Source organism: Streptomyces abyssalis (assembly GCF_001751365.1).
Lineage (GTDB): Bacteria > Actinomycetota > Actinomycetes > Streptomycetales > Streptomycetaceae > Streptomyces > Streptomyces abyssalis.
Genome location: NZ_LJGT01000040.1, coordinates 1,149,422 through 1,171,575 on the forward strand (window position 1 = coordinate 1,149,422; position 22,154 = coordinate 1,171,575).

Here is a 22,154-nt window from a genome sequence, read left to right on the forward strand (position 1 = left end):
ACCGACCATGACGACCCCGGACCTCGACACCTTCCGTACGCTCGCGAAGGACCGCCGCGTCATCCCCGTGACGCGCCGCCTGCTCGTCGACGGCGACACCCCCATCGCGCTCTACCGCAAGCTCGCCGCCGAACGGCCCGGCACCTTCCTGCTGGAGTCCGCGGAGAACGGGCGTACGTGGTCGCGCTACTCCTTCATCGGCGTACGCAGCGCCGCGACGCTCACCGTGCGCGAGGGTTCGGCGCGCTGGCTGGGCACGCCGCCCGTCGGTGTGCCGGTCGAGGGCGACCCGCTGCGGGCGCTGCGCGAGACGGTCGAGGCCCTGCACACGCCGCGCGACCTGCACGAGGACTCGGAGCTGCCGCCGTTCACCGGCGGCATGGTCGGCTACCTGGGCTACGACATCGTGCGGCGACTGGAGAAGGTCGGCGACAGCGACACCACAGCCGACGACCTGGCACTGCCCGAGCTGACCATGATGCTCGCCTCCGACCTCGCCGTCCTCGACCACCGCGACGGCACGGTGATGCTGATCGCCAACGCCATCAACCACAACGACCTGGACACCGGCGTCGACGAGGCGTACGCGGACGCCGTGTCCCGGCTGGAGACGATGGCCGCGGACCTGGCCCGGCCCGCCCCGGCCGCCCCCGCCGTCCTGCCTCCCTCCCGGCTGCCGGAGTTCACGGCACGCTCGGGCGGCGAGACCTACCGGGCGTGGGTGGAGGACATCAAGGAACGCATCCGCGCGGGCGAGGCCTTCCAGGTCGTGCCCTCCCAGCGGTTCGAGACCGGCTGCTCAGCCGGCGCCCTCGATGTGTACCGGGTGCTGCGGGCCACCAACCCCAGCCCGTACATGTACCTGTTCCGCTTCGGCGGTCCGGACGGTGACGGGGACGGAAGCGGCGGCTTCGACGTCGTGGGCTCCAGCCCCGAGGCGCTGGTCAAGGTCGAGGACGGGCACGCGATGATGCACCCCATCGCCGGTACCCGCCCCCGCGGCCACACCCCGCAGGAGGACTCGGCGCTCGCCGACGAACTGCTGGCCGACGCCAAGGAACGCGCGGAGCATCTGATGCTGGTCGACCTCGGCCGCAACGACCTCGGAAGGGTCTGCGAGCCGGGCAGCGTCGAGGTCGTCGACTTCATGTCCGTCGAGCGCTACAGCCACGTCATGCACATCGTCTCCACCGTGACCGGCCGGATCGCCCGCGGCCGCACCGCCTTCGACGCGCTCACCGCCACCTTCCCCGCGGGGACGCTCTCGGGCGCCCCCAAGCCACGCGCCCTGCAGATCATCGAGGAGCTGGAGCCGACCCGCCGCGGTGTCTACGGGGGCTGCGTCGGCTATCTCGACTTCGCCGGGGACGCCGACATGGCCATCGCCATCCGCACGGCCCTGCTGCGCGATGGCACGGCATACGTACAGGCGGGCGCCGGCGTCGTCGCCGATTCCGACCCCGCCGCGGAGGACACCGAGTGCCGGAACAAGGCCGCCGCGGTCCTCAGGGCGGTCGCCTCCGCCGAGAGGCTCGGCGGTAGCGTGGACGGGTGACTTCCGTACCAAAGGCACGCTCCTCGGGCGCCGCACAGGACGACGAAAGCCGCACCGGACAGGCGGCCACGGCAGCCCCGGACTCCTCTGTGCACGCTCCCTCCGCGCACGCCCCCGCGCCGGCCGGCGCACGGGCGGCGCGCCGCGCCCTCGCCCTCGCGCTGCTGTGCGGTGCGCTGGGCGCCGCGCTCGCGCTGCTCGCCAGCGGTCAGGTGTGGAGTCACGCCACGGCGTCGTTCGCCCAGGGCGGGCTTCCCGTCGAGGCCAAGGGCGGCGACGTCACCGGGCTGCCCAGCGCCCTCGCCCTCGTCGGACTGGCCGCTCTCGTCGCGGTGTTCGCGGTCGGGCGCGCCGTCCGCGTCCTCGTCGCCGCGCTGCTCACGCTCTGCGGCACCGGCGCTCTCGCCGCCGCGCTCCTCGGTGCGGGCGATCGCGCCGCGCTGGAGGAGAAGGCAGCCAGGGCGAGCGGCCTCGCCCGTACCGGTGTCGAGGCGGTGCAGGTCAGCGCTTGGCCGTACGTCTCGGCCGCGGGTGGCCTGCTGCTGCTCCTCGCCGGTGTGCTGGCACTGCGGTACGGACGGGCCTGGCCCTCGATGTCGGGGAGCGCACGCTACGAGCGGACCGGCCGCACCCCGCGTGGTCCTCGCGCATCTCGCGGTGCCCCGTCCGCGCCGGCCGACCCGGACCGTCCCGAGGACCTGTGGAAGGCCCTCGACCGCGGTGAGGACCCCACCGGGGGCACTGAGGGGACCTCCGCCCGCGCCGACGGCGCGGACGGAGGCGCTGCCTGAGCGCCCCTGAACGCGCCTGACGGAGCCGGCCCGAGGAAGCCCGGCGGCGCCCGGGTCACCAGCGGAACCAAGCCCCCCGCCTCTCTGTGCACCCCTGGTTCGGCGGCCTCCGCGGGCACCGGGAAGAATGGAGGGGGAGCATGGCCCAGTCGGTTGAACTACGAGGAGCACACACATGGCGGGCAACAGCCACGGTCACACCCTGGCCGCGTGGACGGGCGTGACGATCAGCTTCATCGGCTTCTGCATCTCCGGTATCTACACGGTGGTGGCCGAACCGATCGGTTTCGTGGCCGGCCTTGTCGTGGTCGCCGCAGGCGGCGTCGTCGGACTGCTGATGAAGGCCGCGGGCCTCGGCCAGCCCAAGGAGGCAGGCCGCACCGGCAAGGCGGCACAGCCTCAGGAGCAGTCGTCCTGAGCGGGCAGGAACCCGTTCCCGCGGGACGCCGGAGCACTGCGCCGGTGTCCCGCCTCGCCGCGCCGGCCGGCACTCTCGTGGCCGTCGGCGCGGCTTTCGCGTACGTGGGGGCCGTGGATCCGGGCGAGCCCGGCCACTACCCGGTCTGTCCGCTGCTGCACTTCACCGGTCTCTACTGCCCCGGCTGCGGCGGGCTGCGCAGCGCCCACGCCGTCGTGCACGGCGACTTCGCCGCCGCGCTCGGTTCGAACGCCCTCGCCGTGGCCGGGTTCGCCGCCTTCGCGCTCTTCATGGTCTTCTGGGTGGTGCGGGCAGTGCGCTCCCGGCCGGTGACGGTGCCGCTGCGCAGCACGCACTGGTGGGTGCTGGGCGTCCTCGCGCTGGCCTTCACGGTGGTGCGCAACCTGCCCGCCGGGGCCGCGCTCTCACCGTGACGCCTGCCGCGTACGCACGGAAGGGCGGCCCGGACCCAGGAGGCGATTTGTCCGGAATGCGGAATTCCAGCCAGGCGGATGTGAGTCCTCCGGCTCCCGCCCGATAGCATCGCAGTGCCCGATCTGACCGTTGCCCCGCCCGTCGCGCGGAGGCCGGACCCGAACCCGAAGGAGGCCGCTCGGTGAGTGTGCTCGACGAGATCATCGAAGGCGTGCGTGAGGACCTTGCCGAGCGGCAGGCGCGCGTCAGCCTCGACGACCTCAAGGAGCGCGCCGCTGCCGGTCCTCCCGCGAAGGACGGCGCCGCGGCCCTGAAGGGCGAGGGCGTGCGGGTCATCTGCGAGGTGAAGCGATCCAGCCCCTCGAAGGGCGCGCTCGCCGCGATCGCGGACCCGGCGGCGCTGGCGGTCGACTACGAGACGGGCGGCGCCTCCGTCATCTCCGTACTCACCGAGCAGCGGCGGTTCGGCGGTTCGCTCGCGGATCTCGAAGCCGTACGTGCCAAGGTCGACATCCCCGTGCTGCGCAAGGACTTCGTCTTCTCCGCCTACCAGCTGTGGGAGGCCCGGGCGCACGGCGCCGACATGGTGCTGCTGATCGTCGCCGCGCTGGAGCAGCAGCCTCTGGTCTCGCTGATCGAGCGTGCCGAGTCGATCGGGCTGACCCCGCTGGTCGAGGCGCACGACGAGGACGAGGCCCAGCGCGCTCTCGACGCCGGAGCCCGGATCATCGGGATCAATGCGCGTAATCTCAAGACGCTCGAGGTCGACCGCGGCAACTTCGCCCGCATCGCGCCGGAGCTTCCCGCTCACGTCGTCAAGGTCGCGGAGTCGGGTGTCCGCGGGCCGCACGACCTGATCGCGTACGCCAACGACGGCGCGGACGCGGTGCTCGTCGGCGAGTCGCTGGTCACCGGCAAGGACCCGAAGTCGGCCGTCGCGGACCTCGTCGCGGCGGGAGCCCACCCCGCTCTGCGGCACGGGCACGGGAGGGGCTGACCTCCGTATGCCTCCCCGCATGACCGCCGCCCCCGAACGGCACCGGCATCCGCGCGGCCCGTACGCGGCGCTGGCGCGGGGCTGCAGGCCGCGCGGGTGCCGGGCTCCCGCGCGCCGGGTGCACGGACGGCGGGTGCGCTACCACATCGGCTGCGAGCCGGGGCAGATCAACGGCCGCCGATGGCGCGCGGCCGCATGCGCGTGGACGGCCGCCCGCCGGGCGGACCGCTGAGCCGGCGGTTCGCCGGCCGGACCGCTGAGTTGCCGGCCTCCGGGTTCCGGAGCCGCCTGGGCCGCTGGGCCGCTGGGCCGCTGGGCCGATGAGCTGCCGGGCGCCCCGGACGAACCGGGCGCCCCGGACGACCGGCGGACCGTGGCAGCACGGACGGCCGCCGAGGCGTTGCCGCACGCGCATGACACCGACCCGTCCGTACTTCCGCACATCTGCACTTCACGAGGAGCACGTCGGATGTCCGACTACTTCATTCCCGACCCCGAGGGCCGGGTCCCCGATACCGGAGGCTATTTCGGTGCCTTCGGCGGCAAGTTCATTCCGGAGGCGCTCGTCGCCGCCGTCGACGAGGTGGCCGTCGAGTACGAGAAGGCGAAGGCAGACCCCGCCTTCGCCGCCGAACTCGAAGACCTGATGGTCAACTACACCGGCCGTCCCAGCCCGCTGACCGAGGTGTCGCGCTTCGCCGAACAGGCGGGCGGCGCCCGCGTCTTCCTCAAGCGCGAGGACCTCAACCACACCGGTTCACACAAGATCAACAACGTGCTCGGTCAGGCCCTGCTGACCAAGCGCATGGGCAAGACCCGCGTCATCGCCGAGACCGGCGCGGGTCAGCACGGTGTGGCCACGGCCACCGCCTGCGCCCTCTTCGGCCTCGAATGCACCGTCTACATGGGCGAGATCGACACCCGGCGCCAGGCGCTGAACGTGGCCCGGATGCGGATGCTCGGCGCCGAGGTCGTACCGGTCGCCTCCGGCAGCCGCACCCTCAAGGACGCCATCAACGAGGCGTTCCGCGACTGGGTCGCCAACGTCGACCGCACCCATTACCTCTTCGGCACGGTCGCGGGCCCGCACCCCTTCCCGCTGCTCGTACGCGACTTCCACCGTGTGATCGGCGTCGAGGCGCGCCGCCAGATCCTGGAGAGGGCCGGGCGGCTGCCGGACGCAGTCGCCGCGTGCGTGGGCGGTGGCTCCAACGCCATCGGGCTCTTCCACGCGTTCCTGAACGACGAGGAGGTACGGCTCGTCGGCCTCGAAGCGGCCGGGCACGGCGTGGAGTCCGGGGAGCACGCCGCAACGCTGTCCGTCGGCGAGCCCGGCATCCTGCACGGCTCGCGCAGCTTCGTACTGCAGGACGACGAGGGGCAGATCACCGAGCCGTACTCGATCTCGGCCGGTCTGGACTACCCGGGCATCGGGCCGGAACACGCGTATCTGAAGCAGTCGGGACGCGGGGACTACCGGCCTGTCACCGACGACGAAGCCATGCGCGCCCTGCGGCTGCTGTCCGAGTCGGAAGGCATCATCCCGGCGATCGAGAGCGCACACGCGCTCGCCGGTGCGCTGGAGCTGGGAAGGGAACTCGGCCCGGACGGGCTGATCCTGGTGAATCTCTCCGGGCGCGGCGACAAGGACATGGACACCGCCGCGCGTTACTTCGGCCTGTACGACGAGGGGGCGGACCAGTGAGCGCGGAAGTGAACGGAGCGACGGCCGGGGCGGGTTCACCCGCGCACACCGCCACGGCAACGGCAACGGGCGCGGCCACCGGCGGCGTCGAACTGCTGGACTCCGTACTGGCAGGGGCGCGTGCGGAGAACCGGGCGGCCCTCGTGGGCTATCTGCCCGCCGGGTTCCCCACCGTCGACGGCGGCATCGAGGCGTGCGTCGCGCTGCTGGAGAGCGGCTGCGACATCGTCGAGGTCGGGTTGCCGCACAGCGACCCCGTGCTGGACGGCCCCGTCATCCAGACCGCCGACGACATCGCCCTGCGTGGCGGCGTCCGCATCGCCGACGTCATCCGTACGGTCCGCGAGGCTCACGCCGCCACGGGCAAGCCGGTGCTGTGCATGACGTACTGGAACCCTGTGGACCGCTACGGCGTGGAGCGCTTCGCCGCCGAACTGGCCGCCGCGGGCGGGGCCGGCTGCATCCTGCCGGATCTTCCCGTGGAGGAGTCGGAGGGCTGGCGCAAGGCCGCCGAACAGCACGGACTGGCGACGGTGTTCGTCGTCGCCCCGAGCAGCAAGGACGAGCGGCTGGCGAAGATCACGGCGGCGGGCAGCGGCTTCGTGTACGCCGCTTCGCTGATGGGCGTCACCGGGACCCGGGAGTCGGTGGGCCGTGAAGCGCAGCAGCTCGTGGAGCGTACGCGGGCGACGACGCGGCTGCCCGTCTGCGTCGGGCTGGGTGTCTCGAACGCCGTTCAGGCGGAGGAGGTCGCCGCCTTCGCGGACGGCGTCATCGTCGGTTCGGCCTTCGTGAAGAAGCTGCTCGCGCACCCGGACGACCTGGGCTCCGGGCTGGCGGACGTACGTACCCTGGCGGCCGAACTCGCCGCGGGCGTACGGCGGAGGGCCGCGGACCAAGGCCGCTGAAGCTGCGACCGCCCCGCGTCTCGCTCTTTCGGGCGAAACGCGGGGCGGTCGCGCAGGCGGCCCGGGCTCCCGTTCGTTGGCTCACGGTGTGAAGAGCCAGAAGAAGAACGAAGAACGTCACCAGGGGAACCGTGCAGCCACCGAGCGCATGCGGGCCGCGCGCGAGCGGCAGCGCACCGCGCGCAAGCGGGGCAGGCAGCTGAAGGTGGGCGGCGTGGTCGTCGCGTTGCTCGTCGTCGGCGGCGGAGTGGGCGCCCTGGTGGCGCAGCAGACTTCCAAGGGCGGCGGAGCCGACGACGCCAAGCCCATCGCCGTGGGCAAGCGGGACGCCCCGGCGACGCTCACCGTCTACGAGGACTTCCGCTGCCCGGCCTGCGCCCAGTTCGAGGAGCAGTTCCGCGGCACGATCCGGAGCCTGGAGAAACAGGGCAAGCTGAGGACCGAGTACCACCTCGTGACGATCATCGACGACAACCTGGGCGGCAGGGGTTCGCACCGTGCGGCGAACGCGGCGGCGTGCGCGCGGGACGCCGGCAGGTTCCGCCAGTTCCACGACGTGCTCTACCGGAACCAGCCGCCCGAGCAGGAAGACGCCTTCAGCAGCGGCAAGCAGCTCATCGCGCTCGCCGGGAAGGTCGACGGCCTCGACGGCCCGCGCTTCCGCGAGTGCGTCGACGACGGCACGCACAAGGACTGGGTGAAGAAGACGGGCGCCGACTTCAAGAAGTCGGGCCACCAGTCGACGCCCACGGTGCTGCTCGACGGGGAGAGCGTCTACGGGAAGAGCGAGCCGCTGACTCCGGCGTCGCTGAAGAAGAAGGTCGCCGCGAAGAGCTGAAACGGCTTCGGCGCGGGTTCCGTCGCCCGGACGGCAGGTCCGGGCGACGGGCCCGGGTGTGGCGAAGGTCTCGTCCACGCCGCCGCCCGTGGCAGGACCGGCGTCCCGGTCGGTGAGGCCGTGCGGACGGCCGGGGCCGGGGCCTGCGCCGATCGGCCGTTATGGAGCTGTTGCACAGGGTGCATTGCCGATGGCGAGGCCGGGCAATGTAGCGTCGGGACCGCCATGGAGATCCTTGCATTCATCCCCAGCCCCTCGGCCGGCGAGATTCATCTCGGCCCGGTTCCGCTGCGCGGCTACGCCTTCTGCATCATCCTCGGCGTCTTCGTCGCCGTGTGGCTCGGCGGCCGGCGCTGGGTCGCGCGCGGCGGCCGTGTCGGCACCGTCGCCGACATCGCCGTGTGGGCTGTGCCGTTCGGCCTGGTCGGTGGACGTCTCTACCACGTCATCACCGACTACCAGCTCTACTTCGGCGAAGGCCGCAACTGGCTCGACGCCTTCAAGATCTGGGACGGCGGCCTCGGGATCTGGGGCGCCGTCGCCCTCGGTGCGCTGGGTGCCTGGATCGGCTGCCGCAGGCGCGGAATCCCGCTCCCCGCATACGCGGACGCGGTGGCCCCCGGCGTCGCGCTCGCGCAGGCCATCGGCCGGTGGGGCAACTGGTTCAACCAGGAGCTGTACGGACGGGCCACGGATCTCCCCTGGGCGCTGGAGATCGACGCCCAGCACCGGCCCGTCGACACCCCGAACCTGGTCACCTACCACCCGACGTTCCTGTACGAGTCCCTGTGGTGCGTGGGCGTCGCGGCCCTCGTGATCTGGGCGGACCGCCGCTTCAAGCTCGGGCACGGCCGGGTCCTCGGGCTGTACATCGCCGCCTACACCCTCGGCCGCTTCTGGATCGAGTACCTGCGCGTCGACGACGCCCACCAGATCGCCGGGCTGCGGCTCAACGACTGGACGTCGCTCGTCGTCTTCGTGGCCGCCGTCGTCGGCATCGTCATCTCCGCGCGGACGCGGCCCGGCCGTGAGGAGATCGTCGAGCCGGAGGCCCCGGGCGACGGCTCCTCGTCCGGTGGGAAGAGCAGCGGCAAGGACAAGAGCGGCCCCGCCTCGCCCGCCTCGCCGGCCTCCGCGAAGACCACCGGCGGATCCGACGGCGACGGGACCGGCAGCGGCCCGCCCTCCGCGGTGTCCGCCCCGGAGAGTTCCGGCGGAGCCACCTGAGGCCCGAGCTGAACCGCACCAGCTGAACCGCACACGCTGAAGCACGACGACCCGTGCCGGAGGCCGCCACAGGCGCCCGGCACGGGTCGTCCACGTCAGGGGCGGCGCCTGGCGAGGGCGAGCGTCCGCTGGGCGCCCGCGACGACGGCCGCGTCGACGAACCGTCCGTCGGGGAGCGCCAGCGCGCCCGCGCCGGTGGCCGCGGCCTTCAGGACCTCCTCCGCGGCCTCGACCTCCTGAGGGGAGGGCAGATACGCCCGTTCGATGATCTCCAGCTGGCACGGGTGGATGGCGGTGCGTCCGAGGAACCCCAGGCTGCGGCCCGCGGCGCAGGATCTGGCCAGCCCCTCCGAGTCGGAGACGTCCGGGTAGACGGACTGCGGCGGCGGATCCAGTCCGGCCGCGTGTGCGGCGACCACGGCCCGGCTCCTCGGCCAGGCGAGGCCCGCCTCCCCGGTCACCCCGAGCACGGCCCGCAGGTCGGCCTCGCCCAGCGCGATGCCCCGTACGGCGGGATGCGCGGTCGCGACGGTGAAGGCGTTCTCGATGCCCAGCGCGGATTCGAGCAGCGCGTACAGCGCCGGAACGCCTGCCGCGGCCGGCACCGCCTCCCGGTCCCCGGCGTGCACGGCACGCGCCCACCGCGCGACGCGTACGACGTCCGCGGCGCCGTCCACCTTCGGCAGCCGCAGCCCCGCCAGTCCGGGCAGGGCCGCGAGGCTGCGGACCTCCGCCGCGGACAGCGGACCGTCCAGGGCGTTCACGCGGACATGGACGGGTACGGGCCCGGGACGCGGATCGGCGAGCAGCTCGGCCGTGGCCCGCAGCGCGTACTCCTTCCGGTCCGGGGCGACCGCGTCCTCCAGGTCGACGATCACCACGTGGGCACCCGAGGTGAGGGCCTTGCGTACGACGTCCGGCCGGTCGCCCGGCGCGTAGAGCCAGGTCAGGGGGAGCGGGCTCACCCGGCCGTCCGGCGTGCCGTCGGCCGCGTCCCGCAGCTGCCCGCCGCTCACAGCGCCCCGCCGTCCCGCAGCGCGGTGATCTCCCGCTCGGTCAGGCCGAGTTCGCCGAGGACGGAGTCCGTGTCGCTGCCGTGCGGCCGTCCCGCCCATCTGACGGCGCCCGGCGTCCGCGAGAGCCGGAAGAGGACGTTCTGCATGCGGACCTTGCCCAGTTCGTCGTCCTCGACCTCGGTGATCGAGCCGAGGGCCCGGTACTGCTCGTCGTCCATGACGCCGCGGATGTCGTTGACGGTGGCGACGGCCGCCTCGGCCTGCTCGAACGCGGCGACCACTTCGTCACGGCCGTGACGCGCGATCCACCCGCCGACCACCTCGTCCAGCTCGTCCGCGTGCGCGGCCCGCCCGGCTCCCGTGGCGAACCACGGCTCGTCGAGGAACTCCGGGTGCCCGACCAGGCGCAGCACCCGCTCGGCGACGGACTGCGCCGAGGTCGAGACGGCGAGCCACGCGCCGTCCGCGGTGCGGTAGGTGTTGCGGGGGGCGTTGTTCGACGACCGGTTTCCGGTGCGGGGCTGCACGTAGCCGAGCTGGTCGTACCAGATGGGCTGCGGGCCCAGCACCGCCAGCATCGGCTCGATGATCGCCATGTCGACGACCTGTCCCTCACCGGTGCGTTCCCGGCTGTGCAGCGCCGTCATGACGGCGTACGAAGTGGCCAGGGCGGCGACGGAGTCGGCGAGCCCGAACGGCGGCAGCGTCGGAGGACCGTCCGGCTCGCCGGTGACGGCGGCGAAGCCGCTCATCGCCTCGGCGAGGGTGCCGAAACCGGGCCGGCGCGCGTACGGGCCGAACTGCCCGAAGCCGGTGACGCGGGCGAGCACCAGGCGCGGATTGGCGGCCGAGAGCTGATCCCAGCCCAGATCCCACTTCTCCAGGGTGCCGGGGCGGAAGTTCTCGATGACGACGTCGGCTCCGGCAACCAGGCGCAGCAGCACGTCACGTCCGCCGGGCGTGGACAGGTCGAGGGTGAGGTTGCGCTTGTTCCGGCCGAGCAGCTTCCACCACAGGCCGACGCCGTCCTTGGCGGGTCCGTGTCCGCGCGACGGGTCGGGCCTGCGCGGATGCTCGATCTTGATCACGTCGGCGCCGAAGTCGCCCAGCATGGTGGCCGCGAGGGGACCTGCGAAGAGTGTGGCGAGGTCGAGGACCCGGAGGCCCTCCAGCGGTGCGGGCCGGGCCGGGACCGCAGGGGCCGCGTCCGCGGTGGTGGTGCCGCGGGGGCCGGTCGCGTCGTGCATGGCGTACACGTCCTTCATCGGGGTGTCCGGTTCATCGGGATGTCCGGCCTTCCAGGAGCCCTGCGGCGAAGGCGTCGGTCTCGGCGCGGTGCGGCATGGACGCGGACGCTCCGGCTCGCTGTACGGACAGGGCGGCGGCGGCCGACGCCCAGGCCAGGGCGTCCTGTACGGGGCGGCCCTCGCCGCGGGCCACGGCCAGCGCGCCCACGAAGGTGTCCCCGGCGGCGGTGGTGTCCTCGGCCTTCACGCGGGGAGCCGGTACATGCACCGGCTCCGCGTCCCGTACGGCGTACAGCGAGCCCTTCGCGCCGAGCGTGATGACGGCCTCGGGCACGGAGGCGAGCAGGGCGGACGCCGCGTCGTACGGGTCGGACTTGCCGGTGAGGACGGCCGCTTCGTGTTCGTTGGGGACCAACAGGTCGGTGACGGCGAGAAGTTCGGGGGGCAGGGGCTGTGCGGGTGCGGGAGTGAGCACGACGCGGACGCCGTGCTCGCGTGCCGCGTGTGCCGCCGCGAGCACGCCCGTCAGGGGGATCTCCAGCTGCAGGAGCAGCGCGTCGGCGGCGGCGATGCGGCGCTCGTCGCCGTGGGCGAGGCCGTCGACGGTGCCGTTGGCGCCCGGTACGACGACGATCGAGTTGGCCCCTTCGCCGTCCACGACGATGTGAGCGGTGCCGCTCTCACCTTCGACGGTGCGCAGACCGCCGGTGTCCACGCCCGCCTCCGTGAGCGACGCCCGCAGGCGCACCCCGAAGTCGTCCTCCCCGACCGCACCGATCATCGAGACGGCACCGCCCGAACGGGCCGCGGCCACGGCCTGGTTGGCGCCCTTGCCGCCGGGGACGGTGCGGAAGGCGTGACCGGTGACGGTCTCGCCGCGCCGGGGCGCGGTCGCGACGTACGCGACGAGGTCCATGTTGGTGCTGCCCAGCACCGTGATGGCCGGTGCGGCAAGGGCCGGCGGTGACGTCGGGGCCGGCGTCGGGGCCGGCGTCGTGGGAGTCACGGTGCGGGGATCTCCTGTCGGTCCGTGGACGGGCGGGGGAGTGGGAGTGCGAGATCGCAGGTGAGGCGGGCGAGGGTGTCGAAGCCGGTTCCGTCGAAACCGCCGACGCTCGTGGCCAGGCGGTTCTTCAGCGGGGCCGTCCAGCGTGCGGGCAGCGCGCCGGGCGAGCCCGCGAGGAGTCCCGCGACGGAGCCCGCGGTCGCGCCCACCGAGTCGGTGTCCCAGCCGCCGGAGACGGCACGGCAGACGGAGCCGGTGAAGTCGCCGCGGGCGTGGGTGAGCGCGGCGGCCAGCAGCGCGGCGTTGGGCAGGACGTGCACCCAGTGGTGGTGTCCGTACTCCTCGTGGAGCCGGTCGACGACGGACTCGAACCCGGCGGCGGTGCCGGTCGCCTCGGCGAGCGCCGTGTCGATTCCGAAGGTGACGGCGCGGGCGAGACGGGACCTTGCAGGCACGACGCGCAGGCCCGTACGGAGGCACGCCAGGACGTCCGCCCCGGTGCCGGAGGCCGCCTCCGCGACGACGGCGGCGGCGAACATCTCCCCGTACACGCCGTTGCCGGTGTGGCTCAACGTGGCGTCGCGCCAGGCCAGTTCGGCCGCGGCCGCCGGGTCGCCGGGGTGCGTCCAGCCGAAGACGTCGGCGCGGATCAGCGCGCCGATCCACTCGCGGAAGGGGTTGTGCCGGCGGCCGGTCTCCGGAGGCACCAGGCCGTCGAGGAGGTTGCGGTACGCGACGCGCTCCGCGGTGAACGTACGGCCCGCCGGCAGTTCGTCCAGCCAGAGCGCGGCGGCGTCGGCGGTGGTGAAGCCGTGGCCGTGGCGCTGGAGCAGCAGCAGCCCCAGCAGCGGGTAGTTGAGGTCGTCGTCCTCCGGCATGCCGTCGATGTTCTCGGCGAGGGACGTCGGCGCGCTGCGCCGGTTCCAGGGCAGGCGGCGCGCGGTCTCCTCGGGGAGTCCCCGCTGGGTGAACCACCCGTCCAGCGGCCAGTTGCCCGTGGCGCGCGCGACCTCGCGGATGCCGGCGAGCGTCATCTTCTCGACGGGTTTGCCGAGCAGGCAGCCCGCCGCACGGCCCAGCCAGGCCGCTTCCAGACGCTCGCGCAGCCCGCCGTGCGCGAGGGGTTCCCGAGTGGTGCGCGCCGCGGGCCAGTCGGGACACGCCGCCTTGACGGCGGCGAGATCCGCCGGCTCGTCGGCGGCCAACGGTGAGGGCAGCAGGGCGAGTTCGTCGAGCAGCCGCAGCGCCGTGGCACGAAGCCGTCCGTCCGCCGGGGCTGCGGACGCGCCTGCTCGCTCCGGTGCGTCCGCGCCGCCCGCGTCGCGCCACACGCGCTCGACGGCCGACGCGTCGCGGCCGTCCTCGGCGGCCTGCCGCAGCTCGTGCCCGAGCAGGTCCTCGGGCTGTACCCACGTCAGCCGCATCACGAATCCCCGCCCGCCGCACGTGCCGCTTCCACGGGCCCTGCCGCGACTGCCGTGTCCGGGGAGTCCGCCGTGTCAGGGGAGTCCCCGGCGTCCGCCGCGATCGCCCGGAAGGCGGCCTCGTGGGCGCGGCGGCGCTCCTGGTCACGGCCGAAGACCTCGCGGGCGACCCCGGCGAGGGACGCCGCAGGGGCGTGCAGATCGAGCCTGCTGGCCCGGGCGACCTCCGCGCTCCACTCCTCCGGGACGGCCGCCGCACCCCGCATCGCGCCGACGAGGGCTCCGCTCATGGTGGCGATGGAGTCGCAGTCCCGGCCGTAGTTGACCGAACCGAGCACCGTAGTGCGGAAGTCGCCGCCGCCGACCAGCAACATGCCCAGGGCGACGGGCAGTTCCTCGATGGAGTGCAGCCGGGAAGGGCGGCGCGCACCGAGCGACGGGCTGCGGTACTCGGGGCCGACCGTGTCGTACGGTGCGACGGCGTCCCGCAGCGGCTGCAGCGCAGCCTCGAAGTCGCCGTGCCGCGCGGCCACTTCGCAGACCGCCGCGACCGCCTCCCGGGTGCCGTCCTTCGCCAGCGCCAGCACGTCCTCGACGACCGACTGCGGCGTCGCGCCCGGCCGGCACGCGGAGGCGACGGCCGCCGCGAACACCCCGGCTGCCTCCCTTCCGTACGAGGACTGGTGGGCGGCGGCGACATCCAGCGCCTCCGCGTAAGCAGCCGCCGGATTACCGGCGTTGACGACGCCCACCGGCGCCATGTACATCGCGGCACCGCAGTTGACGATGTTTCCGACGCCCGCCTCCCTGGGATCGGCGTGTCCGTAGTGCAGCCGTGCGACGATCCACTTCTCCGCGAGGAAGATGCGCTGCAACGGCAGTGCCTCGGCTTCGAGTTCGGGAATCCAGCGCGGACTGCCCATCAGGTCCGGCACGAGACGCTCGGCGACGTCGTACGCGCCCAGGTGGTCGCGCACCTGCTCGTAGACCCGCACCAGGGCGTGCGTCATGAGGGTGTCGTCGGTGACGTGCCCGTCGCCCTTGTGGTACGGGGCGATGGGCCGGGCGTTGCGCCAGTCCTCGTAGAAGGGGCCGACGATGCCCTGCACCCGCCCGCCGTGGCGTTCCACGATCTGCTCCGGGCTCCAGCCTTCGACGGGCCCGCCGAGGGCGTCACCGACCGCGGCTCCCACCAGGCAGCCGGTGGCGCGGTCCTCCAGGGCCGGCGAGGACGTGGGCGTCGGTGCGGACGTCGGGGCGGAGGTCGGGCTGGAGGTGGGCGTGGACGTCATGCGCAGTTCGTTCCTTCCACGGAAGTGCCCTCGGGCGTGGTGAGTTCGGTACGCGCGAGGAGTTGGGCGAGCTCGACGAGGTCCCGTCCGGCAAGGCGCGGCAACGCACATCCGGAGAGCGTGCGGCAGGCCTCCCGCCATCCGGCGGGAATGTCCGCGCCGCCGCCGATCGCCCCGGTCAGGGCGCCCGCCAGCGCGGGAGCGGAGTCCGCCACCCGCGACAGGCACGCCGCGGCCGGCACCGCCTCCGCGACCGAGCCGCCGCCCGCCAGGGACAGCGCGAGGGCGACGGGCACGGTCTCCGCGGCGGCGATGCCGTAGCTGTAGATGTGGTCGACGATCTCGTGCTCCAGCACCGGCACCAGGGCGAAGGCGCCGCCCGGTCTGCCCGCGCGGTCGGCGGCCGCCTCGCGGGCGAGGCGCACGGCGTGCCGCGCGTTGCGGAGGATCTCCGTGCCGGGGGGCAGCTGCTCCAGCGCCGCCGCGACGCACGCCTCGGCGTCCGCGCCGCCCAGCGCCTCGGCGACGGCGGACGCCATGGCGCGGGCCCCGTGCACGCCGTCGCCGTCCTGCGTATAGCGGGCGTCGCACTCGGCGAGGTCGGCCGCGGCGGCGGGATTCCCGGGGTGCACCGTCGCCAGCACGGACGCGCGCACGCAGGCCGCGTCGTCGAAGTAGTGCGGATTGTCGTGGCCGGTCGCCGGGGGCCGCAGCCCGGTCGCGAGGTTGCCCAGCCCCGCCCGTACGGAGATGCGGGCACGCAGCGGCAGCACCGCGGACTCCACCTCCGGGGCGCGGCCCGCGGCGGCGGCGACCTCGCCCGCCAGCTCGTTCCAGGCCAGGTCGAGGGCGGCGCGCATCCGCCGGTCCCGGCCGAGGTCGCTCAGGAGCGCCCCGGCGGCCGTGAGCACCGACTCCGCGGTGAACGCCGCCCATTCGGCGTCGTCGGACGGGCCCAGCCGCAGCGGTTCCGGCGGCTGGTTGAGGGCGATGGGCACCGGGAGGGTGGTGGTGGCGTTGTGCTCGGCGAAGGTGTCGAGTTCGCGGGTGAGCCGCCGCGTCCACTCCGGCATCCGCGAGGCGCGGTGCCGGGCGGCCGGCCAACCGGCCGCGTCACCCGCGGCGATCCCGAGGAGCAGCCCCTCGATGCGGTGCGGGTCCCCGGCCGGTTCCCCGCCGCCGCGTGGCGCGCCGGAGGCGGCGGCCACCGTGGCGCCGGCGCTCGCCCGGGGGCCCGCGGAACCGCAGCGGAGCGGGTGCTTTCCGCGGGCTCTGACGACTCTGCCGTCCGTTCCCGCCTCACTCATCGCCCCGTCCCTCCGTCGCCCCGTCCGTCCGCCGTCCGTCCTTCCGGCGTCCCTCCGTCGTCCCGTCGCCGTCCCGGCAGGGGAGCGGCGGCGACGGCGGAGGGGACGGAGGAGTGAGCAACTCCGCGACGTCCAGGACGTGGTAGCCCGCCATCGACGGCAGACAGCTGCCCCGCGCGGGCCCGACCGCCGCCGCCCACTCCTCCGGTACGGCGCGCGCTCCGCCGAGGGCGCCCGCGAGCGCGCCGGCGACGGCAGCCGTCGTATCGGCGTCGCGGCCCATGTTGACGGCGGTCAGAACGGAGTCCCTGAAGTCGCCGCGTGCGACGGCGAACGCTCCGAAGGCGAGGCCGACGGCCTCCGGTGCCAGATCCATCCACGGGTAGCCGCCGATCACGACGGCGGAGCGCACGGCGCGCTCCCGTCCGAGCCGGGTGGCGTCGCGGTCGCTGCGGGCGCGCTGAGCGGTGGCGACGGCGCGCCGCAGGGAGCGAGCCGTCCAGGAGTCCTCGGGCACGACGGAGAGCGCCGCCGCGATCACGACGTCCGTGCTGCGGCCCACCATCGCGGCGGCCACACCCGCGGCCACGGCCTGCCCGCCGTAGATGCCCTCGCCGTCGTGGCTGACCGTGCCGTCGAGCGCGACGAGCCGGGCGGCCTCGGCGGGGCGTCCCGCGGCGAAGATGCCGAACGGGGCGGCACGCATGGCGAGTCCGTCGCTCCAGGCGTGCCGGTGCTGAGCGGAGATGGGAGCGGCCAGGCCCCGGCGCAGGTTCTCCAGGGTGCCGCGCTCGCTGAACCCGGCGCCGCGGAAGGGGCCTTCGTCGAGGTTGGCGATCCAGCGGTGCCACGCCTCCTCGACGTGGGCGAGGGTCAGGTCCGAGCCGTGCTCGGCGAGCATCAGCCCGGAGAAGATGGCGTACTCGGTGTCGTCCGTGCCCGACGGTTCCTCCTCGACGAACCCCTCGATGCGTCCCCACCGCTCCCTGATCTGGGAGGGCTTCATGTTCTCCGCGGGAGCGCCGAGGGCGTCGCCGACCGCGAGCCCGAGCATCCCGCCACGGGCCCGCTCGCGCAGCGCCGCGGGCGGTAGAGCCGTGACCGGGGGACCGGGGTCGGATGACGGGGAACACGTGCCGGGGGAGGAGACGGAGGAGGAGGCGGGGGCTGCGCTCATGGTGCGGGCTGCCGTTCTGTGCTGTGGCGGTGCGGGTGCGGGCCCGTGCTCCGGGTGCAGGCAGGTGCGGGCCGGTGGATGTCGCGTCGTTCAGCGCTGGTATCTGGCGAGGATGCGGTTGCCGTCGCCGACGAGCTTTTCGCGGAGGGCTCGCAGGCCGATCCCGCCCGCGTAGTACTCCTGGAGCGCGGGGGTGGCGACCTTGTCCTTCCATTCGGGATAGCCGCGTACGCCGAGTACGGGCGAGGCGCGCAGGTCCGAGGCGATGCGGAGGCCGGTGCTCCAGCCGTGCTCGTCGGTGTTGAGGGCTGGATCGCGCAGCGCCTCACGCCCGGTGGGCACCAGCCAGTCGCCCTCGGCGAGGCGCGCCATGTGGCCGGGCCGGGTCATGAACGCGATGAACGCCATGGCTGCCTTCTTCCGCGAAGTGTCCTGCGAGACGGACAGGGTCTGCGGGCTCACACCCTGAAGCTGTCCCCCGCCGTCCGCCGCGCGCCCGGCGGGCATCGGCAGCGTCACCCATTCGAAGCCGTCCGGCGCCTGCTGCATGACCTGCTGCCGGAAGGAGAAGTTGAGCGGCAGGACCGCGTACCTTCCGGCGAAGAAGCCCGGGAGGGTGTCGGAACCCGCCATGCCGAGGCTGCCTCTGGCCGCCGTCCGGTCCTCGTTGACCTGCCGGTGGATCAGCTCGATGACGTGGGAGTCGGCTTCGCCGAGGCGGACGACGTCCTTGCCGCGCTCCCGGTGGAAGACGGCTCCGCCGGTGCTCATGGCGAGGTTCACGGACTGGTTGACGGGCTCCTTCATCGACCAGGCGACGCCGTACCGGCGCCCGGGGACCGTCAGTTCCTTCGCCACGTCCTCGAACTCGCCCCAGCTCCACGGCCGTCCGGCCGCCGGAATCCGCACGCCGGACTTCTCCAGCATCTTCCGGTTGGCGATCAGCACCCGCGGATCGTGCAGGAACGGCACACCGTAGATGCCGCCCGCGATGGTGGCGGTGTCCCAATTGGCCTTGGAGATCTGCCCCTTGAGCCCTTCGGGCAGCAGCGTGCGCAGATCGGCGAGATAGCCGCCGTGCGCGAAGTCGGTGAGGTCGTTGGCCTCGTCGTGGATGATGTCGGGCGCCTCGCCGCCCTCGAAGGACGTCAGCAACTGGTCGTGGACGCTCTCCCAGGAGCCCTGCACATAGCGGACCTTCACCGACGGGTTGCGCTTGTTCCACTCGGCGACCAGCGCCTTGTTCACCTCGATGGACTCCTTCTGCCAGGCGAGGCTCAGATACTCCAGCGGACCCGAGTCGCCTCCCGCGGACGAGGCGCAGGCGCCGAGCAGGGCGGGGGCGCCGGCTCCGGCCGCCGCCGTGGTGAGGAAGTCGCGGCGCCGCATCAGCCCTTCACCGCCCCGCTCATGATGCCGCTGACCAGGCGTCGCTGGAGCAGCGCGAAGAACAGGAGGCTCGGGAGGGTGGCCATGAGCGCGGCCGCGGCGAGCGGCCCCAGATCGGCGGCGCCCTCCGCGCCGATGAAGTGGGTGAGGATCACGGACATCGTCTGCTTCTCCGGGGACTTGAGCAGGACCAGGGCGAAGAAGAACTCGTTCCAGGCGGTGACGAAGGAGAACATCACCGTGGCCACCACACCGGGTGTGAGCAGGGGGAAGACCACGCTCAGCAGGGTTCGGAAGCGGCTGCAGCCGTCGATCGCGGCGGCCTCCTCCAGCGAGGCGGGCACGGCACGTACGTAGCCCTGGAGCATCCACAGCGCGAACGGCAGGTTCCACACCACGTACACGAGGACCAGCCCGGCGAGGGAGTTGATGAGGTGGAAGCTCTTCAGCACCAGGAACAACGGGATGATCACCAGTACGAACGGGAACATCTGGCTGACCAGGATCCAGCCGGTCGCGGCCTTGCTGACAGCCGAGCGGTACCGGACCATCACGTACGCCGCGGGCACCGCGACCGCCACCGACACGGCCGCCGCGCACGACGCCACGATCACGCTGTTGAGAGCCGAACGCGCCAGCGGCTGCTGCTCGAAGGCGGAGCTGAAGCTGTCCAGCGAGGGGTGCCGCGGCAGCCATGCCGCGTCCACCGAGCCCAGTTCCTGCGGGGACTTGAAAGCGGTGGAGAGCAGCCAGAAGAGCGGGAAGGCGAGAAAGACCAGATAGCACAGCAGCGCCAGATACTGGCCGGCTCGTGCGGCGGCGGACCGGGAGGTGATCACTGGTCGTCCTCCTTGAGGCGGTTGCGCAGGAAGACCGTCAGCAGCACGGCGATGACGGCCACCATCACCAGGCCCATCGCGGCGGCATAGCCGAACTGCCCGTAACGGAAGGCCTCTTCGTAGGCGAAGAGCATCGGCAGCCGTGTCTCGCCGCCCGGTCCTCCGCCGGTGAGCACGTAGACCAGGCCGAAGGAGTTGAAGTTCCAGATGAAGTTGAGCGCGGTGATCGCGAGCACGACGGGCTTCAGCGCCGGCCAGGTCACGGCGCGGAAGCGGCGCCAGAGACCGGCACCGTCCAGCGCGGCGGCCTCGTGCAGCTCCAGCGGTACGTTCTGCAGTCCGGCCAGCAGTACGACGGTCGTCTGCGGCATCCCCGCCCACACGCCGACCACGATCACCGCGGGGAGGGCGAGGGAGATGCCCGCGAGCCAGTCGACGTTCTCGGATATCAGATGCAGGTCGCGCAGGGTGGCGTTGAGGATCCCGGCGTCCTGGTTGTAGACCAGCCGCCACATGATGCCGACGACGACCTCCGGCATCGCCCACGGTACGAGCGCGAGCGTACGGGCCAGCCAGCGGAAGCGGAGATTCTGGTTGAGCAGGACGGCCAGGCCGAGCGCCAGCAGGAACTGCAGCGCCGTCACGCAGACGGCCCAGACGAGGCCGATTTTGAAGGAGTCCCAGAAGAGGGAGTCCAGCCGCAGGTCCGCGAGGTTGGCGAGGCCCGTGAACTCGGTCCTCGACGTACGGCCCGACTGCGCGTTGGTGAAGGCCAACGACAGTCCGTACAGCAGGGGCCCGGCGCTCAGCAGCAGGATCGGCAGCAGGGCGGGCAGCAGCAGGAACCACGCGTCGCGGTCCAGGCCGAGGGCTCTCCTGCGCTCCGGTGCCGACCTGGGCGGCGGGGTGCCGGCGCTCGCGGTGCTCGCGGAGGTGCCGGGTGCGGTGACGCTCACGGGGTCAGCTCCTCGGGGGCGGGTCCGGAGGGTCCGGCGGGTTCGGGGGGCCCGGCGGCTCCCGCGGTCCCGGCGGAGCCCGGCGGGGCGGGCGGTGCGGAGCTGGCGCGTACGACCAGCCGGGGCGTGACGGTCCGCACGCGCGGCGGCAAGGCCGGTTCCGCACCGGAGATCCGCTCCAGCAGCATCTCCGCCGCGATCTTCCCGCGCTCCGCGGAGCCCAGGTCGACGCTGGTCAGCGGCGGCCAGCCGGCCCGCACCAGGACGGTGTCGTCCATGCCGACGACCGCGACGTCCTCGGGGATGCGCAGACCGCGCGAGTGCAGTGCCTGTGAGGCGCCGAGTGCGAGCTGGTCGTTGGCGCAGAAGACGGCGTCGACGGGGCGGGCGCGGTCGGCGGCGCCCTCGGCCGCTGCTCTCCGCCCCGGTTCCTGCCCTGGTGACCGCTCCAGCAGCCGGTGCAGGGCGCGGGCGCCCGCCTCGATGGTGAATTCGGTGGTCACGACGAGCTCCGGGTCGGCGGGCAGGCCGCTCGCGTCCAGAGCCCGCCGGTAGCCCTGGCTGCGGTTGTGTCCGGGGACGGTGTCCGCGGGCCCGTTGATGAACGCGATCCGGTGGCGGCCCGTGGCCACCAGGTGCCGTACGGCCAGCTCGGCGCCGGTGACGGAGTCGGCGCGCACGCTGTCGACGGGGGCGTCCTCGGGCAGGGAACCGATGACGACGACCGGCTGGGCTGCGGTGCGCAGCGCCTCGACGTGCTCGGGGGTGATGCGGATGGGGCAGAGGATCAGCCCGTCGCTCGTACGGTCGGCGAGGCTGCGCACGACGGCGAGCTCGTCCTCCGCGACGGCGTCGGTCGAGTGCAGGAGCAGCCGGTAGCCCTGGGCCTTGGTGATCGTCTGGATCTGGCGGACCATCGCGACGTACACGGGGTTGCCGATGTCCTGCATGGCGAACGTCAGCTGCTTGGTGCGGCCTCCCTTGAGGGAGCGGGCCACCGCGTTGGGCACGTAGCCGACCTCGGCCGCGGCACGCTCCACGCGGCGTACGGTCTCGGGCCGGGCTCCGTGGCCGTTGAGCACGCGGGAGACCGAGGCGATGGAGACCCCGGCCCGTTCGGCGATCGTCTCGACGGTGGGAGGCCCGCCTGTCGTCACCACGGCTTCCCGCCCCTTCCACCCGCTGATCCTGGCCCTGACGCCGACACCGGCCCGGCGCGGTCCGGCCCGGCGCGGTCCGGCCTTGTAAGTCCCGGGTCGTGGACGCGCCGACGAGAACTGGAAACGTTTACAGCCACGGTCAGGCATCCTGCGGCCACGCAGAGCCGCCGTCAACCCCTGCGTACGCACGTCCTCGGCGCGAAGGGCGCGGGCCGGCACCGCGAACGGCGCGGTCTGCGCGCGCCGCAGCAGCCCGCGGCTGCCCGGCGGGAGCGGGGGTTGGAACAGGCGGGAGCGGGGCCGGACGGGGGTGGGCACCGTGGCCCGGGCCCTGGCTGCCCTTCGGCCCGGGCCGCGCGGTTGCGTGTGGGCACGCCCCTCTCTGCTCCGCCCCCGGCGGGTGCGCGCCCCGGGCCCCGACGCCGCGGTGCCCCCGTTCCCACCAGGTAAGTTCGGCCTTCCTTGCT

The 22,154-nt window shown here is 73.4% G+C and carries 21 protein-coding genes; 10 read left to right on the plus strand and 11 right to left on the minus strand.

The annotated features are described in order from the left end of the window. Window positions 1-7 precede the first annotated feature (7 nt). The 10 genes from AN215_RS19820 (at window position 8) to lgt (ending at window position 8,874) form a co-directional block, all read left to right on the plus strand. Entirely contained in the window at window positions 8-1,555 is a 1,548-nt protein-coding gene (locus tag AN215_RS19820) for an anthranilate synthase component I (protein ID WP_070012035.1), read from the plus strand. Further along, complete coding sequence (locus tag AN215_RS19825) at window positions 1,552-2,346, plus strand: TIGR02234 family membrane protein (RefSeq protein ID WP_079123209.1); 795 nt, start codon at window positions 1,552-1,554, stop codon at window positions 2,344-2,346. Before AN215_RS19820 ends, AN215_RS19825 begins: the two co-directional genes overlap by 4 nt. 175 nt (window positions 2,347-2,521) lie before the next feature. Next, on the plus strand, window positions 2,522-2,764 hold the full coding sequence (locus AN215_RS19830; RefSeq protein WP_070012037.1) for an HGxxPAAW family protein: 243 nt from the start codon (window positions 2,522-2,524) through the stop codon (window positions 2,762-2,764). A 44-nt stretch (window positions 2,765-2,808) separates the two neighbouring features. After that, window positions 2,809-3,198: a DUF2752 domain-containing protein gene (locus AN215_RS19835; RefSeq protein WP_420856193.1), complete on the plus strand. Its 390-nt coding sequence runs from the start codon at window positions 2,809-2,811 to the stop codon at window positions 3,196-3,198. A 182-nt stretch (window positions 3,199-3,380) separates the two neighbouring features. Further along, the gene (gene trpC / locus AN215_RS19840) at window positions 3,381-4,196 is read left to right on the plus strand and encodes an indole-3-glycerol phosphate synthase TrpC (RefSeq protein WP_070012038.1); all 816 of its coding nucleotides are present in this window, start codon (window positions 3,381-3,383) and stop codon (window positions 4,194-4,196) included. A gap of 19 nt (window positions 4,197-4,215) precedes the next feature. Continuing rightward, entirely contained in the window at window positions 4,216-4,428 is a 213-nt protein-coding gene (gene trpM / locus AN215_RS28790) for a tryptophan biosynthesis modulator TrpM (RefSeq protein WP_079123210.1), read from the plus strand. 237 nt (window positions 4,429-4,665) lie between these two features. After that, on the plus strand, window positions 4,666-5,901 hold the full coding sequence (gene trpB / locus AN215_RS19845) for a tryptophan synthase subunit beta (RefSeq protein WP_070012039.1): 1,236 nt from the start codon (window positions 4,666-4,668) through the stop codon (window positions 5,899-5,901). A 92-nt stretch (window positions 5,902-5,993) separates the two neighbouring features. Continuing rightward, the gene (gene trpA, locus AN215_RS19850) at window positions 5,994-6,809 is read left to right on the plus strand and encodes a tryptophan synthase subunit alpha (protein ID WP_070012135.1); all 816 of its coding nucleotides are present in this window, start codon (window positions 5,994-5,996) and stop codon (window positions 6,807-6,809) included. Window positions 6,810-6,897: 88 nt separating this feature from the next. Beyond that, entirely contained in the window at window positions 6,898-7,647 is a 750-nt protein-coding gene (locus AN215_RS19855) for a DsbA family protein (protein WP_245694558.1), read from the plus strand. 225 nt (window positions 7,648-7,872) lie between these two features. After that, window positions 7,873-8,874, plus strand: a complete 1,002-nt coding sequence (gene lgt, locus AN215_RS19860) for a prolipoprotein diacylglyceryl transferase (RefSeq protein WP_070012040.1) — start codon at window positions 7,873-7,875, stop codon at window positions 8,872-8,874. A 95-nt stretch (window positions 8,875-8,969) separates the two neighbouring features. Here the strand turns inward: lgt and AN215_RS19865 are convergent, their stop codons facing one another. From AN215_RS19865 to AN215_RS19915, 11 genes are all read right to left on the minus strand, one after another. Then, on the minus strand, window positions 8,970-9,839 hold the full coding sequence (locus tag AN215_RS19865; protein WP_070012137.1) for an HpcH/HpaI aldolase/citrate lyase family protein: 870 nt from the start codon (window positions 9,837-9,839) through the stop codon (window positions 8,970-8,972). Window positions 9,840-9,886: 47 nt separating this feature from the next. Further along, window positions 9,887-11,137, minus strand: coding sequence for a CaiB/BaiF CoA transferase family protein (locus AN215_RS19870; RefSeq protein WP_070012138.1), 1,251 nt, complete (start codon window positions 11,135-11,137; stop codon window positions 9,887-9,889). Window positions 11,138-11,168: 31 nt separating this feature from the next. Further along, a complete protein-coding gene (locus tag AN215_RS19875; protein ID WP_070012139.1) occupies window positions 11,169-12,053 on the minus strand; it encodes a PfkB family carbohydrate kinase in 885 nt (294 codons plus the stop codon). Between the two features lie 86 nt (window positions 12,054-12,139). Next, window positions 12,140-13,567, minus strand: coding sequence for an ADP-ribosylglycohydrolase family protein (locus tag AN215_RS19880; RefSeq protein WP_070012041.1), 1,428 nt, complete (start codon window positions 13,565-13,567; stop codon window positions 12,140-12,142). Next, window positions 13,567-14,859 (minus strand): ADP-ribosylglycohydrolase family protein, encoded by a 1,293-nt coding sequence (locus AN215_RS19885; RefSeq protein ID WP_079123212.1) that lies wholly within the window; start codon window positions 14,857-14,859, stop codon window positions 13,567-13,569. Before AN215_RS19885 ends, AN215_RS19880 begins: the two co-directional genes overlap by 1 nt. Then, a complete protein-coding gene (locus tag AN215_RS19890; RefSeq protein ID WP_070012042.1) occupies window positions 14,856-16,166 on the minus strand; it encodes an ADP-ribosylglycohydrolase family protein in 1,311 nt (436 codons plus the stop codon). The genes AN215_RS19885 and AN215_RS19890 overlap by 4 nt, the downstream gene beginning before the upstream one ends. After that, window positions 16,159-17,220, minus strand: coding sequence for an ADP-ribosylglycohydrolase family protein (locus tag AN215_RS19895; protein ID WP_245694608.1), 1,062 nt, complete (start codon window positions 17,218-17,220; stop codon window positions 16,159-16,161). Before AN215_RS19895 ends, AN215_RS19890 begins: the two co-directional genes overlap by 8 nt. Window positions 17,221-17,433: 213 nt before the next feature. After that, a complete protein-coding gene (locus AN215_RS19900) occupies window positions 17,434-18,732 on the minus strand; it encodes an ABC transporter substrate-binding protein (protein ID WP_070012043.1) in 1,299 nt (432 codons plus the stop codon). Beyond that, entirely contained in the window at window positions 18,732-19,571 is an 840-nt protein-coding gene (locus tag AN215_RS19905) for a carbohydrate ABC transporter permease (RefSeq protein WP_171904229.1), read from the minus strand. Before AN215_RS19905 ends, AN215_RS19900 begins: the two co-directional genes overlap by 1 nt. Further along, a complete protein-coding gene (locus tag AN215_RS19910) occupies window positions 19,568-20,527 on the minus strand; it encodes a carbohydrate ABC transporter permease (RefSeq protein ID WP_070012044.1) in 960 nt (319 codons plus the stop codon). Before AN215_RS19910 ends, AN215_RS19905 begins: the two co-directional genes overlap by 4 nt. Then, the gene (locus AN215_RS19915) at window positions 20,524-21,687 is read right to left on the minus strand and encodes a LacI family DNA-binding transcriptional regulator (protein ID WP_245694559.1); all 1,164 of its coding nucleotides are present in this window, start codon (window positions 21,685-21,687) and stop codon (window positions 20,524-20,526) included. Before AN215_RS19915 ends, AN215_RS19910 begins: the two co-directional genes overlap by 4 nt. Window positions 21,688-22,154: the final 467 nt, after the last annotated feature.

What these genes read in the sequence shown, in the direction of transcription:
- lgt (WP_070012040.1), top strand. Translation starts at nt 7,873, where the DNA reads ATGGAGATCCTTGCATTCATCCCCAGCCCCTCGGCCGGCGAGATTCAT.
- AN215_RS19820 (WP_070012035.1), top strand. Translation starts at nt 8, where the DNA reads ATGACGACCCCGGACCTCGACACCTTCCGTACGCTCGCGAAGGACCGC.
- AN215_RS19880 (WP_070012041.1), bottom strand. Translation starts at nt 13,567, where the DNA reads ATGCGGCTGACGTGGGTACAGCCCGAGGACCTGCTCGGGCACGAGCTG.
- AN215_RS19890 (WP_070012042.1), bottom strand. Translation starts at nt 16,166, where the DNA reads ATGAGTGAGGCGGGAACGGACGGCAGAGTCGTCAGAGCCCGCGGAAAG.
- trpM (WP_079123210.1), top strand. Translation starts at nt 4,216, where the DNA reads ATGACCGCCGCCCCCGAACGGCACCGGCATCCGCGCGGCCCGTACGCG.
- AN215_RS19900 (WP_070012043.1), bottom strand. Translation starts at nt 18,732, where the DNA reads ATGCGGCGCCGCGACTTCCTCACCACGGCGGCGGCCGGAGCCGGCGCC.
- AN215_RS19875 (WP_070012139.1), bottom strand. Translation starts at nt 12,053, where the DNA reads ATGGACCTCGTCGCGTACGTCGCGACCGCGCCCCGGCGCGGCGAGACC.
- AN215_RS19870 (WP_070012138.1), bottom strand. Translation starts at nt 11,137, where the DNA reads ATGCACGACGCGACCGGCCCCCGCGGCACCACCACCGCGGACGCGGCC.
- AN215_RS19885 (WP_079123212.1), bottom strand. Translation starts at nt 14,859, where the DNA reads ATGACGTCCACGCCCACCTCCAGCCCGACCTCCGCCCCGACGTCCGCA.
- AN215_RS19895 (WP_245694608.1), bottom strand. Translation starts at nt 17,220, where the DNA reads ATGCTCGGGCTCGCGGTCGGCGACGCCCTCGGCGCTCCCGCGGAGAAC.
- AN215_RS19830 (WP_070012037.1), top strand. Translation starts at nt 2,522, where the DNA reads ATGGCGGGCAACAGCCACGGTCACACCCTGGCCGCGTGGACGGGCGTG.
- trpB (WP_070012039.1), top strand. Translation starts at nt 4,666, where the DNA reads ATGTCCGACTACTTCATTCCCGACCCCGAGGGCCGGGTCCCCGATACC.